The sequence below is a fragment of the Streptomyces sp. CNS606 genome, from assembly GCF_000426325.1.
This window is the reverse complement of the sequence record NZ_KE384521.1, coordinates 154924-171241: the sequence shown is the minus strand read 5'-3', so window position 1 is coordinate 171241 and position 16318 is coordinate 154924. Positions and strand designations below refer to the sequence as shown.

The 16318-nt window shown below is 69.7% G+C and carries 18 protein-coding genes and 2 pseudogenes; 14 read left to right on the top strand and 6 right to left on the bottom strand.

Annotated features, from left to right (window positions below; all coding sequences use genetic code 11):
• Positions 1-393: 393 nt before the first annotated feature.
• The 7 genes and pseudogenes from K304_RS0121415 to tatA all read left to right on the top strand — a co-directional run bounded on the left by K304_RS0121415 (position 394) and on the right by tatA (position 4684).
• On the top strand, positions 394-804 hold the full coding sequence (locus K304_RS0121415; RefSeq protein WP_027765381.1) for a VOC family protein: 411 nt from the start codon (positions 394-396) through the stop codon (positions 802-804).
• A gap of 189 nt (positions 805-993) precedes the next feature.
• Positions 994-1398 carry a BlaI/MecI/CopY family transcriptional regulator gene (locus K304_RS0121410; RefSeq protein ID WP_027765380.1) on the top strand — a complete coding sequence of 135 codons (405 nt, stop codon included), beginning with the start codon at positions 994-996 and terminating at the stop codon, positions 1396-1398.
• 5 nt (positions 1399-1403) lie between these two features.
• The gene (locus K304_RS0121405) at positions 1404-2339 is read left to right on the top strand and encodes a M56 family metallopeptidase (protein ID WP_027765379.1); all 936 of its coding nucleotides are present in this window, start codon (positions 1404-1406) and stop codon (positions 2337-2339) included.
• 283 nt (positions 2340-2622) lie between these two features.
• Positions 2623-2889 (top strand): annotated as a pseudogene (locus K304_RS32545) (CNNM domain-containing protein); the annotation flags it as partial.
• A gap of 239 nt (positions 2890-3128) precedes the next feature.
• Entirely contained in the window at positions 3129-3704 is a 576-nt protein-coding gene (locus tag K304_RS0121395; RefSeq protein ID WP_027765377.1) for a TerD family protein, read from the top strand.
• A 375-nt stretch (positions 3705-4079) separates the two neighbouring features.
• A complete protein-coding gene (locus K304_RS0121390) occupies positions 4080-4346 on the top strand; it encodes a GlsB/YeaQ/YmgE family stress response membrane protein (RefSeq protein ID WP_027765376.1) in 267 nt (88 codons plus the stop codon).
• Positions 4347-4381: 35 nt separating this feature from the next.
• Positions 4382-4684 (top strand): Sec-independent protein translocase subunit TatA, encoded by a 303-nt coding sequence (gene tatA / locus K304_RS0121385; RefSeq protein ID WP_027765375.1) that lies wholly within the window; start codon positions 4382-4384, stop codon positions 4682-4684.
• A 224-nt stretch (positions 4685-4908) separates the two neighbouring features.
• Here tatA and K304_RS0121380 read toward each other — a convergent pair whose 3' ends face one another.
• From K304_RS0121380 to K304_RS0121370, 4 genes and pseudogenes are all read right to left on the bottom strand, one after another.
• The gene (locus tag K304_RS0121380; protein ID WP_027765374.1) at positions 4909-5898 is read right to left on the bottom strand and encodes a sporulation protein; all 990 of its coding nucleotides are present in this window, start codon (positions 5896-5898) and stop codon (positions 4909-4911) included.
• A gap of 82 nt (positions 5899-5980) precedes the next feature.
• Positions 5981-6202: a hypothetical protein gene (locus K304_RS0121375; protein ID WP_027765373.1), complete on the bottom strand. Its 222-nt coding sequence runs from the start codon at positions 6200-6202 to the stop codon at positions 5981-5983.
• A 326-nt stretch (positions 6203-6528) separates the two neighbouring features.
• Positions 6529-6728 (bottom strand): annotated as a pseudogene (locus tag K304_RS34195) (thioredoxin-disulfide reductase); the annotation flags it as partial.
• Complete coding sequence (locus K304_RS0121370; RefSeq protein ID WP_027765372.1) at positions 6725-7138, bottom strand: arsenate reductase ArsC; 414 nt, start codon at positions 7136-7138, stop codon at positions 6725-6727. The pseudogene K304_RS34195 and the gene K304_RS0121370, both read right to left, overlap by 4 nt.
• A 97-nt stretch (positions 7139-7235) precedes the next feature.
• Here K304_RS0121370 and K304_RS0121365 point away from each other — a divergent pair, with 97 nt between their 5' ends.
• The 3 genes from K304_RS0121365 (at position 7236) to K304_RS0121355 (ending at position 9755) form a co-directional block, all read left to right on the top strand.
• On the top strand, positions 7236-7565 hold the full coding sequence (locus tag K304_RS0121365; RefSeq protein WP_051308795.1) for a metalloregulator ArsR/SmtB family transcription factor: 330 nt from the start codon (positions 7236-7238) through the stop codon (positions 7563-7565).
• Positions 7566-7627: 62 nt separating this feature from the next.
• Positions 7628-8686 (top strand): ACR3 family arsenite efflux transporter, encoded by a 1059-nt coding sequence (gene arsB, locus K304_RS0121360; RefSeq protein ID WP_051308794.1) that lies wholly within the window; start codon positions 7628-7630, stop codon positions 8684-8686.
• Positions 8687-8690: 4 nt separating this feature from the next.
• Positions 8691-9755 carry an ArsO family NAD(P)H-dependent flavin-containing monooxygenase gene (locus tag K304_RS0121355; RefSeq protein WP_027765369.1) on the top strand — a complete coding sequence of 355 codons (1065 nt, stop codon included), beginning with the start codon at positions 8691-8693 and terminating at the stop codon, positions 9753-9755.
• An 11-nt stretch (positions 9756-9766) separates the two neighbouring features.
• Here the strand turns inward: K304_RS0121355 and K304_RS0121350 are convergent, their stop codons facing one another.
• Together K304_RS0121350 and K304_RS0121345 are read right to left on the bottom strand one after the other, a co-directional pair.
• A complete protein-coding gene (locus K304_RS0121350; RefSeq protein ID WP_027765368.1) occupies positions 9767-10954 on the bottom strand; it encodes an MFS transporter in 1188 nt (395 codons plus the stop codon).
• 33 nt (positions 10955-10987) lie between these two features.
• Positions 10988-12358 (bottom strand): NAD(P)-binding domain-containing protein, encoded by a 1371-nt coding sequence (locus tag K304_RS0121345; protein ID WP_027765367.1) that lies wholly within the window; start codon positions 12356-12358, stop codon positions 10988-10990.
• A gap of 543 nt (positions 12359-12901) precedes the next feature.
• Here K304_RS0121345 and K304_RS34190 point away from each other — a divergent pair.
• The 4 genes from K304_RS34190 (at position 12902) to K304_RS0121325 (ending at position 16060) form a co-directional block, all read left to right on the top strand.
• The gene (locus tag K304_RS34190; protein ID WP_027765366.1) at positions 12902-13219 is read left to right on the top strand and encodes a hypothetical protein; all 318 of its coding nucleotides are present in this window, start codon (positions 12902-12904) and stop codon (positions 13217-13219) included.
• A gap of 86 nt (positions 13220-13305) precedes the next feature.
• Positions 13306-13668 carry a metalloregulator ArsR/SmtB family transcription factor gene (locus K304_RS0121335; RefSeq protein ID WP_027765365.1) on the top strand — a complete coding sequence of 121 codons (363 nt, stop codon included), beginning with the start codon at positions 13306-13308 and terminating at the stop codon, positions 13666-13668.
• 911 nt (positions 13669-14579) lie between these two features.
• Positions 14580-15167, top strand: a complete 588-nt coding sequence (locus K304_RS0121330) for a type IV toxin-antitoxin system AbiEi family antitoxin domain-containing protein (protein ID WP_051308692.1) — start codon at positions 14580-14582, stop codon at positions 15165-15167.
• Entirely contained in the window at positions 15164-16060 is an 897-nt protein-coding gene (locus K304_RS0121325; RefSeq protein WP_027765363.1) for a nucleotidyl transferase AbiEii/AbiGii toxin family protein, read from the top strand. The genes K304_RS0121330 and K304_RS0121325 overlap by 4 nt, the downstream gene beginning before the upstream one ends.
• The last annotated feature ends 258 nt before the right edge of the window (positions 16061-16318 follow it).

The window sequence follows — 16318 nt, the reverse complement described above, 5'->3', positions numbered from 1 at the left end:
ACCCGACCCGGGCCACGGTCGATCAGCGGGCGAACGGGGAGGGACCAGCGGGACCAGCGCTCTCGGCGAAGCATCACCGTGCGCAAAGGGCCGGCTGGAGACCCCTTGGGTCAGGCGGTCCAGCCGGCGTCGATGTCCCCGGGGAAGGCAGTCATCCAGTAGTCGGGGAGTACGTCCCTGAGGGGCTTCCACACGACGATGGTCGCATCGTCCCGGTCGGCGACGGCGACCAGGACCGCGTCGCCCTCCCTGTCGCCTGGCCCTTACCGGCGACTTCCTGGACTTGTCTGTCCGCTGCTCGGCTTGGGGCAAGCTGTGCAGCACCCACTGACCCACGCTGAGCGCGGGCGATAACCACAGGTCTTGAACGTTGCTCTGTGGCAGGATCGCGGGATGCTGCGCCTCACCGATTTCATTATCGACTGCCCGGACACGATGAAGCTGGCGGCCTTCTACTCCGAGGTGACGGGTCGTCCCGTCAAAGAGGGCAGCTCCGAGGACTGGGCCGGCATCCTATTCGGCGAGATCGAGCTGGCATTCATCCGGGTGGACGACTACCGCGCTCCGCAGTGGCCCGACGGCAAGCACCCCAAGCAGTTCCACCTTGACTTCGAAGTGGACGAGATCGAGCCCGAGCAGCGCCGCGTGCTCGACCTCGGTGCGACGCTGAAGCAGGACTTCGTCGGCCCGGAAGGCTACGGATGGCAGGTCTACACCGACCCGATCGGCCACCCCTTCTGCCTGTGCCGTAACAAGGGCGTCATCTGGACCGACCAGGGCCCGATCTGGCCCGAGCGCGACTGATCAACGCCTCCCTCCGCCCCCCACCAGGCCCCTCAGCTCCCGTCCGCCGACGTTCGCGATCTCCACGAACGTCGGGGCCGTCCAGGAGCAAGACGGAGCGGATCACTCTCTCGGCCCGGGCGCAGGAGAGGGGTCTCGTAGCTGCCTACCATGGGATCGCACAGGGCGGAGTCGGGAGGAGGTGGGTGCGTGGAACCCCAGGAGCCCGTTGGTGGGGCGGCTGCGCATGCACGGCGCCGCGGTCAGGGTGAGCTGGAGGGCCTCGTGTTGTCGGCGCTGGCACAGGCTCCGGGCCCGGTGACGGCGGGCTGGTTGCAGGAGCGGCTCGGCCTCGACCTGGCCTATACGACGATCATGACGATCCTTACCCGCCTCCATGCCAAAGGCGCGGTTTCCCGGGAACGAGAGGGCCGGGCGTTCGCCTGGCGCGCGGTCTCGGACGAGGCGGGGCTGGCCGCATTGAGAATGCGGCGTGTTCTGGACGGCGAGACGGATCGTGGTGCAGTGCTGGCTCGATTCGTGACCGGGCTGTCCGCAGGTGACGAGTCGGTCTTGCGGGAGCTGCTGGACGGCAGCGAGGGGCGGGGAGAGTAGGCGGCGTGGGCGTCTTCGTCTTTCTGCCTCTGGTACTGCCCCTGACTGCTGTGCCGATCGCGCGGCTCGCCGGGCAGCATCTGCATCCGCGCGCTGCTGCTCGTTTGCTGACTGCTGTGGGAGCTTTGCTGGGGCTGTGCAGCACGCTGTGTCTCGGGCTGTTGATGGTCGTGGGAACGGCTCAACTGCCGGGCAATCCGCTCCCGGACGGGTGGTCGGATCCGGAGGTCCGTGAGGCGGTGCCCTATGAGGAGTACTTCGGAGAGGTGTCCATCGTGGCTCTCGTCGCGGTGCTCGCAGGCTGGGCGGTGACGCTTTTCCGGCATTGTTCGGCACGTGTGCGGGCGCACCGCGCGCTGGCGGGTCTGCCGGGTGGGGAGTTGGCGGTGCTGCCGGACGATGTCCCTTACGCCTACGCCCTGCCCGGCCGTTGCGACACGGGACGGATCGTGGTGTCGACGGCGCTCCTCGAGCAGTTGGAGTCCGAAGAGCGGCGCGTGGTGCTGGCGCATGAGCGTGCGCACCTTCGACGGGCGCATCACCGACTGTTGTTGCTCGGGCAGTTGGCAGCGCGGGCCAATCCGCTGCTGCGTCCGTTGCGGGACGAGATCGCCTACTACGCCGAGCGGTGGGCGGACGAGGAAGCAGCAGGTGAGGTGGGCAGTCGCCGGGTCGTGGCGCGTGCCGTGGCGCGTGCGGCGCTGGTCTCCGGCGGTGCCTCCGTGCCCGGCCTGGCGCAGCTGGCTGCGCCGGGGCCGGTGCCGCGTCGCGTCGCCGCGCTGTTGGCGCCGTCGCCGCCCGTGCGCAGCTGGCCTCCGGCGGGGACCGCCGCGGGGGTCGCGGCGTGGATGGCCGCGGCTGGGAGCGTCGCCTCCGCTCTGTCGGCGGTCTTCGCGGCGACGGCGCTCACGATGATCCTGCACGCTGCGACAGCGCTGTGACGGGCGGGGACAGCGCGCCCGTTGACGGTGCCGCGTGCCCTGGGACCACCTTCAGCGGTCCATCGCTTCGCGCAGGCGGGCCGCTACGCGTGGTGAGAGGCGCGAAGGGGTACCTCTACGCGCCTGTAGAGAACCTCTGCCATGGTCCGCAGCTGCGCACTCTCCGCGGCCGAAGGCCCTGACCTCGAAGGAATCGTGGGACCGCGATGGAGGATCCTCCTCCCAGTACCGGCCGTGCCATCACCCGCTCTGCCTCAGGACTCCAGGGAGCGGGGGTGGCACGGTGACCGAGGCTCTTCTCCTGCTTACCGCGCTCGCCCTCACCCTGGCCTGTGCGATCTTCGTCGCCGCCGAATTCTCCCTCACCACCCTCGAACGCAGCGCTCTGGAACGGGCTGCCGCATCCGGTGAACGCGGTGCTGCCGGGGCGCTGACCGCGGTGCGGCAGCTGACGTTGCAGCTCTCGGGCGCCCAACTCGGCATCACGGTGACGTCGCTGGTCATCGGCATGCTCGCCGAACCGGCCGTGGCTGCACTGCTGCGTGGCCCGCGGCGGCCGGGTCCCGGTCGGCTCGGGAGCGGGACCGAGGGCCTCCGGCGTCTGCGTCCTCGCCGTGAGTCACCCGGGCCACGGCCTGGACCGAGGTGCACGCCACGCTGACGCCGAGTGGGTTCCGGGTGCGGGGATGTCGCCAGCTTCTACAGTGATGTAGATTTTCTTGAGGGTGGCTGACTCGCTGCGCCCGAGTATGCAGAGCCACGGAGCAGACAGGACTTTGGAGGCATCGCGTGGGAGTGTCACTGGCCAAGGGCGGCAATGTCTCGCTCAGCAAGGAGGTCCCCGGCCTGACGGCGGTCCTCGTGGGCCTGGGATGGGACGTGCGCACCACGACCGGCACCGACCATGACCTGGACGCCAGCGCCCTGCTGTGCACCGACTCCGGAAAGGTCGCCTCCGACCGGCACTTCGTCTTCTACAACAACCTCACCAGCCCCGACGGGGCGGTGGAGCACACCGGCGACAACCTGACCGGTGAGGGCGAAGGCGACGACGAGGTGGTCAAGGTCAACCTGGCCGCGGTGCCGGGCGACATCACCAAGATCGTGTTTCCGGTGTCGATCCACGACGCCACCTCCCGCGGCCAGAGCTTCGGTCAGGTCCGCAACGCCTTCATCCGCGTGGTGAACCAGGCCGACGGTGTGGAGATCGCCCGGTACGACCTGAGCGAGGACGCCGCGACGGAGACGGCGATGGTGTTCGGCGAGCTCTACCGGCACGGGGAGGAGTGGAAGTTCCGGGCGGTCGGCCAGGGTTACGCCAGCGGCCTGGCGGGTATCGCCTCCGACTTCGGCGTCAACGTCTGACACCGCCCGAGAACCTGGCTCTGCATGCCGGGACGATCCGGTGTGCCGGGCCGCCCCTCACCCTCTTCGCCAAGCGCCGGGTGCCCCGCCCCTCATCGACCAGGTCGTCCTCACCGTGAGCCCGTACATCGGTCGGACGTTCACCCCGGCCGCGCCGCGTTCTGCCGCGCGGCCGGGCGAGGGAACCGGCAGGCAACCGGGGGAGGGCGCATCTGCGCCGTTGGTGACAACCACACGCCCCGGTCGTGGCCCAGGCCGGCCGCACGCCGGCCCGGTGGACGCAGGCGGTCTGTGCTCCGGCGGTGGGCGGCACCTTGCGCGGTAATGCCGTTGCTTCACCCGCACAGCTGGACGACAGAAAGGTCCCCACCCGTCATGGGCATCCTGAGCTGGATAATCCTCGGCCTCCTCGCCGGAGCCATTGCCAAGATCCTGCTGCCCGGAAGGGACCCGGGGGGTCTCGTCGGGACCACCCTCATCGGTGTGGCCGGCGCCTTCGTCGGCGGCTGGCTGTCATCCGAACTCCTCGACAGGCCCGTCGACAACGACTTCTTCGACCTCGCGACGTGGACAGCGGCGATCGGCGGCTCTCTGGTGCTGCTGATCCTGTACCGACTGCTCTTCGGCAACTCCCGCGACTGATACACCGGCCCCCGAGCCGCCGAAGGAGACTGTGCATGCTCAGCCCGATGGAAATCGTCCTGATCGTCGTCGTCATCCTGCTTCTCTTCGGAGCGAAGAAACTCCCGGACCTGGCGCGGTCCTTCGGCAAGTCGGCCCGCATCCTCAAGAGCGAAGCCAAAGCCATGAAGAAGGACGACCAGGCCACCGCCCACGTCGGAGAAGCCCGTGAGGAGCACGCCCAGGATCAGGTGCACAGTCCGCAGCCGCTCCCGGCATCGCCGCCGGTGACGTCGATGCCGCCCGCGGCCGGACCGGTCACGTCACTGGAACGCCCCGAGCGTCCCTCGGAGCTGTGACCGCCGGAACGCCACTCTCCCCCACCCATGTCTCCGGCTCCCTGCGACCCACCGGAAACCGAAAGACGCGCACAGTAACAAGTCGCCCATCACCGCCTCGCCGGCGCTGCGGCGGCGGTCGGCTGCGGGGTGAGAGCGCGACGCTTGCCGCCGCGGCCATCATCTGCGGAGGGGCGGTCACACGCGTGCGGGACCGGCACGTGGCCCGGCCCCGCACGGAGGACTCAGTCCTCGTCGCCCTCTTCCTCGTCCCCTTCGAAGAAGTCGCCGACCTCGTCGACGACTTCTGCCGCGACCAGACCGCCGGCCACCCCGACCGCTCCGGCGGCGACGGCGGCGCCCATGCCGGGCCCGTGGTGGCCTCCGTGATGATCGCCTTGGTGACGGTGGTCGCCATGGTGGCTCGCGTCACCGGAAAGGGGGTGGCCGTGGGCGCCGCTCCCGTGGTGGTCGAGCATCTGGCGGATCCAGGAGTCGACCTCGGTGTTCCAGTCGCGCTGAGGAACGGTGTCGTGATCCACGACGTACCGGTTGACCACGTCGTGGCCGCTCGAGAAGAACCCCGCCGGCTTGTCGGCCTCCAGAACCACCTCCACGCCGCCGGGGTTGCTCAGGAACGTCACCTCCAGCTCGTGCAAGGCGTGGGCGTACTGGGGAGCGGGGGTGAGTTCGATCTCCTGGTAGAACGGCAGCTGCTGGCCGGTACCGTTGATGTGCCCGTATTCCAGGTCGGCGGATTTGAATCCGAATCCGAGCTGTCCGAGGGCTTCGAGGACCGCTTCCTGCGCCGGTAGGGGCCCCACGGCGAGGGGGTCCAGGTCGCTCGTGTCCCGTGCGCCGTCCACGGCAAGCTCCGTGCGTACGCCGAGCACGATCCCCAGCGGTTGCCCGTGCAGCTCGGTGACCGGAGCCTCCCACGGCAGCGTCACACTGAACGGGATGCTGCGCAGCTCGCCCTCGGACAGGCGGAAGCCGCCGGCGACAGTGAACCGCTCGAAGGCCACGACGCCTTCGGTCTCGCCCTCCTCGTACTCGGCCTCGACCCGTGCGACGAGTTCGAGGTCGACGTGGTCGATGTCGAACCCCGTGTCGCCGCCCCTGAGGTGTACCTGGCCGCTCAGAGTCCCGCCGGGCATCGCGGGATCCGGGTCGATGACCGTGTCCACCGTGGGCCCGCCGATGCCGAGCGAGCCGAGCAGCTTCTTGAACACCATGGTGGCGTCCACTCCATTCGTCGAAACGAGCGCGGTGCCGCAGGGCCCTGCGGCACCGCGCGGTCATGTATCGGTGGGCGGTCTACTTGACGGCGGTTCCGAGCTCCGTCAGAGCCTGCGCCCACCGGACGTACTTCAAGCGCCCGAGATCGGAAACCGTGGTGACACCGAAGGCTGCCTTGAGCAGTTCCCCGTCACGGTCGGACACTCCCTTCAGGGCGGAGACCGGTGCATCGAGGACCTCTGCCAGGTCCTTGTCCGCCCATGCCTTGTCCAGCACCTGGCCGAGATCGATCGCAGTCACCCAACGCACCCTTTCGTCCTGACGACCCGTAGAGCTCGCTCCACGGGCACGGCTTCCCGTTTCTGGCCCGGGGCTCCGACACCCGGGTGAATCTACATACGTGTAGAAGTTTATGGTCGGCCGACTCGCCGGTAGGTCCCCTGGCCGACACTCGAACCAGAAAGGCCGAAAAACGCTCACGGCACCGGCCGCGTGCTCATCCCGCGCCGCCGGCAGGCGCAACGAGAGGAGGACGCGGGTCAGGGGGCCACCGTTCACCCCTTCTTCCCGCGCCCGCGCCGTGGTGTCGGCGCGCCAACCGTCCGAGAGGGACAGATGGTGCGCCACTCCATAAGGTCCGGGCCCATGATGCCGTCGCGGAAGCCGGGGTGGTTCTCGACCTCGGTGGTTCTCATGAGCGCGCCACCGGCGGTGACGGAGCCCTCGAAGACCAGCGGGTTCAGCGACGCGCGGGCTGTGCAGAGCGCTGCGGTGTGGCCCGCGGGTCCGAGCCGATGGTGATCACGTCACGGACATCGCTGGTCACTTCGTGGCCTGCGGTGCGATCTCGGCGATGAGCTTCTCGACGCGGTCTTTGATCTCGTCGCGGATGGGGCGGACGGCTTCGACGCCTTGGCCTGCGGGGTCGTCGAGCTTCCAGTCGAGGTAGCGCTTGCCGGGGAAGACGGGGCAGGCGTCGCCGCAGCCCATCGTGATGCACACGTCCGATGCCTGCACGGCGTCGACGGTGAGCAGCTTCGGGGTTTGCGCGGCCATGTCGATGCCGACTTCGCGCATCGCCTCGACGGCGGCGGGGTTGACCTGGTCGGCCGGGGCGGAGCCGGCGGAGCGGACCTCGACCCGATCCCCGGCCAAGTGAGTGAGCCAGGCGGCGGCCATTTGGGAGCGGCCCGCGTTGTGGACGCAGACGAACAGGACGGAGGGCTTCTCGGGCATGAGGGGGAGTCTCTCTCGACGGGGCCGCAAGCCGCACGCTGAGGTCAGCGGCGACTGGCGTCAGTGACAGCTGATGTGAGAGTATCAGCCCATGATGATGTCAGCCAAAGCTGAGCTGAGGCCGCCTGGGGCCGACCTGATCCGGGTGCTCGCGGACCCTCTCCGGCTCCGGATCGTGCAGCTGCTCGCTCACGAGACGCTGTGCACCACGCATCTGGTCGAGGAGACCGGTGCGCGGCAGACGAACCTCTCGAACCACCTGCGGGTGCTGCGTGAGGCGGGCGTGGTGGAGACCGAGCCGTGCGGCCGCTTCACCTACTACCGGCTGCAACCCGAGGTGGTCGAGGAACTGGCCGCCTCGCTGGGCGAGCTGGCCGAGACCGCCCGTGCCACTCTCGCCGCCGACACGAAGAGGTCGTGCCCGTGACCACCAGCACCGGCTCCGCACCCACCAGCAATCCTTCGCCGCCGGACTCCGGCGGCGAAGCCGTGGTCGGGAAGCTCTCCACACTCGACCGGTTCCTGGCGGTGTGGATCCTTGCCGCGATGGCCGCCGGTCTCGGCCTGGGGCGGCTGATCCCCGGGCTGAACGACGTGCTGTCGAAGGTGGAGATCGGCGGTATCTCGCTGCCCATCGCCCTCGGTCTGCTGGTCATGATGTACCCGGTCCTGGCCAAGGTCCGCTACGACAAGCTCGACGCCGTCACCGGCGACCGCAAGCTGATGGTCTCCTCCCTGGTCGTCAACTGGGTGCTGGGTCCGGCGGTGATGTTCGCCCTGGCATGGATCTTCCTGCCGGACCTGCCCGAGTACCGCACCGGCCTGATCATCGTCGGGCTCGCCCGCTGCATCGCCATGGTGATCATCTGGAACGACCTCGCCTGCGGACACCGTGAGGCAGCCGCCGTCCTGGTTGCGCTCAACTCCGTCTTCCAGGTCCTCGCCTTCGGCCTGCTCGGCTGGTTCTACCTCGAACTCCTCCCCGGCTGGCTGGGCCTGGGCGAGGGCCGGGACCTGGACATCTCGATGTGGCAGATCGCGCTCAACGTCGTCATCTTCCTCGGCATCCCGCTGCTGGCCGGCTTCCTCACCCGCCGCCTCGGCGAGAGCAAGATGGGCCGGGAGGCGTACGAAAGCCGGTTCCTGCCGAGGATCGGGCCCTTCGCTCTGTACGGGCTGCTGTTCACCATCGTGATCCTCTTCGCACTGCAGGGCGGCACCATCACCTCCCGGCCGCTGGACGTGGCACGTATCGCGCTGCCGCTGCTGGTGTACTTCGCGTTGATGTGGTTCGGTGCCTTCGCCCTCGGCAAGGCCCTCGGCATGGCCTACGACCGCACCGCGACCCTCGCGTTCACGGCGGCGGGCAACAACTTCGAGCTGGCCATCGCCGTCGCGATCGCCACGTTCGGCGTCACCTCCGGCCAGGCGCTCTCCGGCGTCGTCGGCCCCTTGATCGAGGTTCCGGTACTCGTCGCTCTCGTCTACGTCTCCCTCGCCTGGCGACGCAGATTCTCCGAGTCGACGCTGGCTGCCGCCAACCGGTGACGGCATGACGCAGTACGCGGACGTGGTGGTGGTCGGCGGCGGCCAGGCAGGACTCGCCGCCGGCTACCACCTGCGCCGCCAGAGGCTGGACTTCGTCGTCCTCGATGCGCAGCCGGCCCCGGGCGGTGCCTGGCAGCACGCCTGGAACTCCCTGCGCCTGTTCAGCCCCGCTGCCTACTCCTCGCTTCCCGGCCGCCTGATGCCCGCCCAGCCCGGCGAGCTCTACCCCGACGCCGGACACGTGGTGGAGTACCTCGCCGACTACGAGAAGCGGTACGAACTGCCCGTCCAGCGCGGCGTCCACGTCCACGTCGTACGCCGGGACGGGCAGTTGCTGCGGGTCGAGAGCGACGCCGGCGATTGGCGCGCCCGTGCGGTCATCAGCACGACCGGCACCTGGTCGCGCCCCTTCCTCCCGGCCGTCCCCGGCGCCCCCGCCTTCCGCGGGCGCCAGCTGCACACCACCGGCTACCGCAGCCCCGACGACTTCGCAGGACAGCACGTGGTGGTCGTGGGCGGCGGCAACTCCGGCGCCCAGATCGCCGCCGACCTCGCCGCCCGCCATGACGTCGAACTCACCTGGGCAACCCGCCGCCCGCCGCGCTACCTCGCCGACGACATCGACGGACGCGTCCTCTTCGACGTCGCCACCGCCCGCCGCCGCGCCCTGGACCAGGGCGACACCGACACCGGCGGCGTCGCCTCACTCGGCGACATCGTGGCCGTACCACCCGTGCGACAGGCCCGCGACCGCGGACTCCTCCCTGCATACGCGAGGTTCACCCGACTCACCGAGAGCGGGCCGGAGTGGCCCGACGGCTCCCGCACCCCTGCCGACGCGATCATCTGGTGCACCGGATTCCGCCCCGCGCTGGCCCACCTCGCCCCGCTCGGCGTGCGCGGACCGCGCGGCCACATCGCCACCGACGGCACCCGCTCCATCGCCGAACCACGCCTGCACCTGCTCGGCTACGGAGACTGGACCGGCCCCGCCTCCGCCACCCTCATCGGCGTCGGCCGCCCCGCCCGCGACGCGGCGCATCAGATCGCTGACGAGCTGCACGGCTGACACCAGGCGTGCTAGGCGCCGGAGGGGACTCGGGCGCCCAGCGTCAGTACGGCGGCGACGGCCGAAACGATGGCCAGCGCGGCGAACACATGCGGATAGCCACCGATGGGGCCCACGAGTGCGGTGGCGGCCCAGGGGGCGAGAGCGGCGGCGACGGTGACGGGAGCCGCGAGGATCGCGGACAGGCGTCCGTAGTGGGCGGTGCCCCAGCGATCGGTGACTGCGGTGGCCTGAAGGAGGGTGAGGTTTCCGCGGACCATGCCTGCCAGGACCGCGAGAGCCACCAGCAGCGGGATCGGGCCCGGAACGAGGCCGAGGGCTGCTGTGGTGGCGCCTCCTGCTGCGAGCAGGGAGACGGTGCGGGTGGTGGTGCCGGTGCGTCGGGCGAGCGCCGCGTACAGCGTGCGGCCCAACGTCTGGCCTGCACCACCGAGACCGAGCGCCCAGGCCGCGGTGGTGGTACTGGCGCCGCGCTCCAGCATCAGGGGGACGAGTCCGATGACCACCGCGTACACCACGAAGCCGGACAGTGTCAGGGCGGTGGTGAGCAGGAGGAACGGCCGGCTGCGCGCGATCTGTACGGGCGTGCCTGCCGAGGATCCTGCGGTCGGCGCGGGTGGCCAGGGCGCGCGCAGGGCCAGGGCGTGGGCGGGGACGGTGACGGTGGCCAGCACCAGGGCCAGGACGAGGTAGGTGGCCCGCCAGGACAGCTCCTGCGCCAGCGCTGCCGTCAGCGGGGCGAAGACGGTGCTGGCCAGTCCGCCGGCGAGGGTGACCAGGGTGAGTGCGCGGACTCGCCGGGTGCCCCACCAGCGGGTGAGGGCGGCGAAGGCGGGGTGGTAGAAGGTCGCGGCCATCGCCACCCCGGCCAGGAGCCACGCACCGCCGAAGACTACGAGGCTGGGCGCTGCGGCGACGGCCAGGAGTGCGGCGGTGCCGAGGGCCGAGCCGGTGGTCATCACCGCACGTGGCCCGCGCCGGTCCAGTATGCGGCCCAGCGGCACGCCGACCGGTGCGGAGACCAGCAGGGCCGCGGAGAAGGCGGCGGTGGCCGCGGTGGCCGACCAGCCGGTCGCGGCGGTGATGTCGGGCAGCAGGACGGGGAAGGCGTAATAGAGGATGCCCCAGCTGGTGATCTGGGTCAGACAGAGCGCGGGCAGAACGGCGCGGGGCTGTGACCGAACCCCTGTTCCGGTCACAGCCTCCTGCGCGTCCGGAGATGTCACCGTGGTTCAGCACTTCCCCGGGGCGCTGGTGGGGTCGCCGATCTGGGGCGTGGCCGTGGGGTCTGCGCAGCAGCCGCCACCGGACTCATTCTGCTCGGGCTCGTCGAAGAGGCCGGCCCCGCCGCAGACCCCTGTCTCCGGAAGGGTCAACTCGACGCGTGAGGCGGCCTCGTGGTCGCCGGCCAGGGCGGCGGCGATGGAGCGGACCTGTTCGTAGCCGGTCAGCGCGAGGAACGTCGGCGCGCGGCCGTAGCTCTTCATGCCGGCCAGGTACACGTCCTGTTCGGGGTGGGTCAGCTCCTTCACACCGTGGGGGTAGACGGTGCCGCAGGAGTGCACGTTCGGGTCGATCAGCGGCGCCAACTCCACGGGGGCCTGGAGGCGTTCGTCGAGGCCGAGGCGCAGCTCGGTCAGGAACGACAGGTCCGGGCGGAATCCGGTGAGCGCGACGACCTCGTCGACGGGCTCCAGCTGGCGGCCGTCCTCTCCGGTCAGCACCAGACGGCCGTCCCCGTCCTGCTCGACGGCGGCCGTGCGGAAGCCGGTGACGGCGGTGGCGTGACCGGCCTCCACGGCGGCCTTGGCGCGCAGGCCCAACGCGCCGCGCTCGGGCAGCTGGTCGGCCTCGCCGCCGCCGAAGGTGTCGGCGCTGAGCCCGCGGCGCAGCACCCACACCGCATGCGTGCCGGGCGCATCCTTGGCGAGTTCGGCGAACTGGGCCAGAGCGGTGAAGGCCGAGGCCCCCGACCCCAGGACGGCGACCCGCCTCCCGGCGTAGCGCTCGCGCGCCTCCGCCGTGCGGAGGTCGGGAACGCGGTAGCTGATCTGCCCGGCCGCGGCGCGTTCCCCGGGGACGGGCAGGCCGTCGGCGCCGAGCGGGTTCGGGGTGCTCCAGGTGCCGGAGGCGTCGATGACGGCGCCGGCGAGCAGGCGCTCCTCGCGGCCGTCGGCGGTCTGCAGGTGGACGGTGAACGGCTGCCGCACGCGGTCGGCGTCCACGACACGGTCGCGTCCGGCACGGGAGACGCCGGTGACCCGCGCGCCGAGACGCAGCCGCTCGCCGAGGACGTCGGCCAGCGGCTGCAGGTACTGCTCCGCCCAGTCCCCGCCGGTCGGGTGGGCGCCGCCGTCCGGCCGCACCCAGCCGGTGGGCGCGAGCAGCTTCTCCGCCGCCGGGTCCGTCACCTCCGACCAGGGCGAGAACAGCCGTACGTGCGCCCACTCGCGCACGGCCGCGCCAGGCCGGCCACCGGCCTCCAGCACCAGCGGTTCGATCCCGCGCTCCAGCAGGCGCGCGGCGGCGGCCAGCCCGACGGGGCCGGCCCCGATCACCACGACGGGCAGGTTCGGGTCACTTGCGGTAGCGGACGTGCTCACGACGACTCCCTGAATGATTCGACCGTTGTCGATGTTGCGCATTCAGCATGGCACCTGCTTCGATGTAAATCAACATAGACAGTCATCGAAATAAGAGGTTTCTGTGACGACCGAACACGTCGGCGTCGCGATCATCGGAGGCGGACAGTCCGGACTGGCCGCGGCGCGCGCCGCCAAAGCCCGCGTACGGGAACCGGTGATCCTCGAAGCGTCCGACCAGGCGGCCGGATCGTGGCCGCGCTCCTACGGCAGCCTCACCCTCTTCTCCCCCGCGCGCTTCAGCGCGCTTCCCGGCCTGCCGCTCGGCGGGGACGGTGACCGCTACCCGCACCGGGACGACGTGGTCGACTGTCTGCTGCGCTACGCCGAGCACATGCAGGCAGACATCCGTACAGGCGCCCGTGTGGAGGCGATCAAGACCGAGGAGGCCGGCTTCGACCGTCTGCCGCCCGCCTGGCCCGCCCACTTCGTCCCGGCACCCTCGTCCTGGACCCCGGCCAGTACCGAGATGCGCTCACCGCCGGGCTGTGGACCCGGCGACCGATGCTCACCCGTCTCGACGGCGACACGGTCATCTGGGACGACGGCACCCACGAGAAGGTCGACGCGGTGCTCCTGGCCACCGGATACCGCCCCGACCTGCCCTACCTCCGGACCCTCGACAGCGCCCTGGGCGATGACGGAGGCCCCGTGCACAGCGGCGGCCTGTCGCTCACCCGTCCCGGCCTGGTGTACCTCGGGCTGGAGTTCCAGCGGTCCTTCGCCTCCAACACGCTCCGCGGCGTCGGTCGCGACGCCGACCACGTCATCCGGCCTCTGGCCGCGCACGTCCGTCGGGCACCGACCGCTGCCGGCCTGTGACTCCTCGCCCGGAACGCCGAGGCGGTGCCCCGGTCGAGGTCCCTTCCGTCACCCGCCAGGAGTTTGACATGTGTCAAAATGGAAGTATGGCAAAGAGAGTCGAACTGCCGGTGGTGGAGTCGCAGGTGGCGCCGTGTTGCCCGCCGCTGACGGAGCGGCCGTTCACGGCGGAGGAGGCAGAGCGGTCCGCCCCCATGTTCAAGGCACTGGGCGACCCCGTACGGCTGCGGCTCTTCTCCGCCATCGCGTCCCACGAGGCCGGCGAAGCCTGTGTCTGCGACATCTCTGACGTGGGCGTTTCCCAGCCCACCGTCTCCCACCACCTCAAGAAGCTCAAGGATTCCGGCCTTCTTACCTCCGAACGGCGAGGGACGTGGATCTACTACCGAGTCGAACCGTCCGTCCTCGCCGCCATGGGGCAGCTCCTCACGTCGCGGGCGGCGCCGTGACGGTGAGTCCCGCCCGAAGTGTTCGGCGCCGAACACCTCCAACCGGCCCGCCACTTCGCAGCCGCACACCCCTTCGCGAGCCACTCGACCGTGGCACACATCACATGAAACGCATCTCGTCATCCGAGACGAGATGGCATCAAGGCGCTGCCGGAGAGCCCGCGTTGCGTGAATCTCCGCGTGAGTCGGGGTTCTGGTGGCACGCGCCGCAGAATTGGTCTAGACGTCAAACAAGGCCCAGGTCTGTGACCTGGACCTTCGGGGTGGAGCGGGCGACGGGAATCGAACCCGCGCTCTAAGCTTGGGAATTACCAGCCCCATCGGCCAGCAGGCCAGGTTTACCTGCGCATACTTCTCCACGGTCTGGCTGCGAGAGTTGCGCGAGACCCTTCAGGGCCGTTCGTGACCGCTCGTAAGGGCACGGATGGGGCACGGCTTCTTTCTCGGGGCTGCACAGATCATCTTTCCGGCGCTCGGGCTGGTCGGGCCCCTACCTCCCCCGGTCATCCTGCCCCCCTTGCTCCCGCGAACGCGGTCCTGGCGGGCCGTGCAACCGCAGGGTGGCGAGGGGTTCGGCGAGCTCCTTGTCGGGGCGGGCCGTCTTCTCCGGTGGTGAATGACCCCGTAGTCGAGCATCGAGGTAGGGCACGGACAGGGCGCGAGTGCGGCGGATGCGGCCTGCAGATCGCGGACGGTGGTCTGGGGGGAGAGCGAGGCAGGTCCGCTGTCAGCCCACGGACCCTTTACCGGTTGCGCCGTGGGCCGTGCGGCTCCACGTGTCGCAGTGCGCCAGTGAGCGGGTGGCCGCGCTGCCCGATCGGGTGAAACCGGAGCATCGGCAGCGAAGGGTTATGCATACAGGTGTAGCTTGGGTGTAAGCACTTTCCTCCGTTGGCAGTGAGGAGCACGCGATCACCGGCGCCGACGAACATGACCTGCCCGAGACGTTCAGTTACTCCGAGGCCCGCCGCTTGGGCCTGTCCGACCGGAGGCTGCGCCTCCTGCTGGAAGAAGGCCACGTCGATCTGGTCAGCCGAGGGCTCTACCGAAGGGCGGATGCCGAGTCAGCGGTGGACCTCGATCTTGTCGAGATTGCGCATCGGACCCCAGACGGCACGTTGTGTCTGGTCTCAGCGCTGGCCCGACACGGCCTCACTGACCAAATTCCCCCAGCTATTGATATCGCAATCCCACGCGGCCGCCGCGCACCCCGCGTGGTCGCACCCGTCGCCTGGCATCACTTCTCACGAGGGACGTTCTCCATCGGGCGCGAACCGCTGCGCGTGGGGCCGGGCGAGCAGATCGGCATCTACGACGCGGAACGATGCATCATCGACGCCTTCCGCCTACGCCACCGCGAGGGAACCGATCTCGCGGTCGAGGTGCTGCGCGCTTGGCTGCGCCGCAGGGGCAGCCGCCCCGCCAGGCTCATGGCCATGGCAAAGGATTTTCCCCAGGCCGCCGCGCCGCTGCGCACCACCCTGGAGGTACTGCTGTGACTCCCCGCCCCACCCGTGCCACGGAAGCCGGCCGCACGTACCTGGACCTGCAGAACCTGGCTCGTCGCAACGGCCGACCCACCGAGGAACTGCACCAGCTGTACGTCCTGGAGTGCTTCCTGGACCGCCTCGCACAGTCTCCGTACGCGGACCGCTTTGTTCTCAAGGGCGGGGTGCTGTTGGCCGCTTACGAGATGCGCCGCCCTACCCGTGACGTGGATCTACGGGCCGAGCGGCTCGCGGCAACCCCTCAGGCTGTCCTGGATGCTGTTTGCGCCATCGCCGCGCACCCGATCGAGGATGGATTGATCTTCGACGTGGCCCAGGCCCGTGCGGAGGTCATCAGGGATGAGGACGAGTACAACGGTGTACGTGTGGTGATGACAGTGCACCTGGCAAGCGCACGCATGCTCTTCCATGTGGACGTGAACGTCGGCGATCCGGTGATCCCCCGGCCACGGAATGTCGTCCTGCCACGCTTGCGCGGAGGCGTCCTCTCGCTGCTCGGCTATCCCTTGGTGATGGTGCACGCGGAGAAGATCGTCACGATGATGGAGCGGGGCGAGGTCAACACCAGATGGCGTGACTTCGCTGATGTGTACCTGCTTGCTGCCCGCCATGGCGTCAACGGTGACGAACTCGCAGCCGCGATGACAGTGGTGGCCGAACATCGGAGTGCAACGCTGCATCCACTGCTCCCGGAACTGGACGGCTTTCCTGCGCTGGCGCAGCGCAAGTGGGCGGCCTGGGTGCGTAAACAACGTCTGGACGACCGGCTGACGCAGTCCTTTGAGCAGATCCTTTTGACAGTGGCGGCGTTCGCTGACCCGGTTCTCACCGGCGACGCGGCCGGGCTGGGCTGGAATCCGCATGTACAGCGGTGGCAGCTCTGAAGACGAAGGAACGCTGGGCTCAGGGACCGGTGAGGCGCCCCGTAGGCATCGACGGGCATAGCCGCAGGTAGATGACCCTATGGCGGGCTGGAGCGGGCGACGGGAATCGAACCCGCGCTATAAGCTTGGGAATCACCCGGCACCAGCCCGGTGCCGCCCTCCTACCTGCGCAGACGCCTCCTAAACGAGAGTCGAGCGGTGGACTGCGTTCACCTCTGTAGACCGTTGTTCACCGCCTCAAGTTGCACGCGAGTGGCA

Excerpts from the sequence above, each read along its gene's own strand:
- K304_RS34190 (WP_027765366.1), top strand. The coding sequence starts at position 12,902 with ATGCTCACCCGTCTCGACGGCGACACGGTCATCTGGGACGACGGCACC.
- K304_RS0121390 (WP_027765376.1), top strand. The coding sequence starts at position 4,080 with ATGGGCATCCTGAGCTGGATAATCCTCGGCCTCCTCGCCGGAGCCATT.
- K304_RS0121415 (WP_027765381.1), top strand. The coding sequence starts at position 394 with ATGCTGCGCCTCACCGATTTCATTATCGACTGCCCGGACACGATGAAG.
- tatA (WP_027765375.1), top strand. The coding sequence starts at position 4,382 with ATGCTCAGCCCGATGGAAATCGTCCTGATCGTCGTCGTCATCCTGCTT.
- K304_RS0121370 (WP_027765372.1), bottom strand. The coding sequence starts at position 7,138 with ATGCCCGAGAAGCCCTCCGTCCTGTTCGTCTGCGTCCACAACGCGGGC.
- K304_RS0121355 (WP_027765369.1), top strand. The coding sequence starts at position 8,691 with ATGACGCAGTACGCGGACGTGGTGGTGGTCGGCGGCGGCCAGGCAGGA.
- K304_RS0121380 (WP_027765374.1), bottom strand. The coding sequence starts at position 5,898 with ATGGTGTTCAAGAAGCTGCTCGGCTCGCTCGGCATCGGCGGGCCCACG.
- K304_RS0121335 (WP_027765365.1), top strand. The coding sequence starts at position 13,306 with ATGGCAAAGAGAGTCGAACTGCCGGTGGTGGAGTCGCAGGTGGCGCCG.
- K304_RS0121365 (WP_051308795.1), top strand. The coding sequence starts at position 7,236 with ATGTCAGCCAAAGCTGAGCTGAGGCCGCCTGGGGCCGACCTGATCCGG.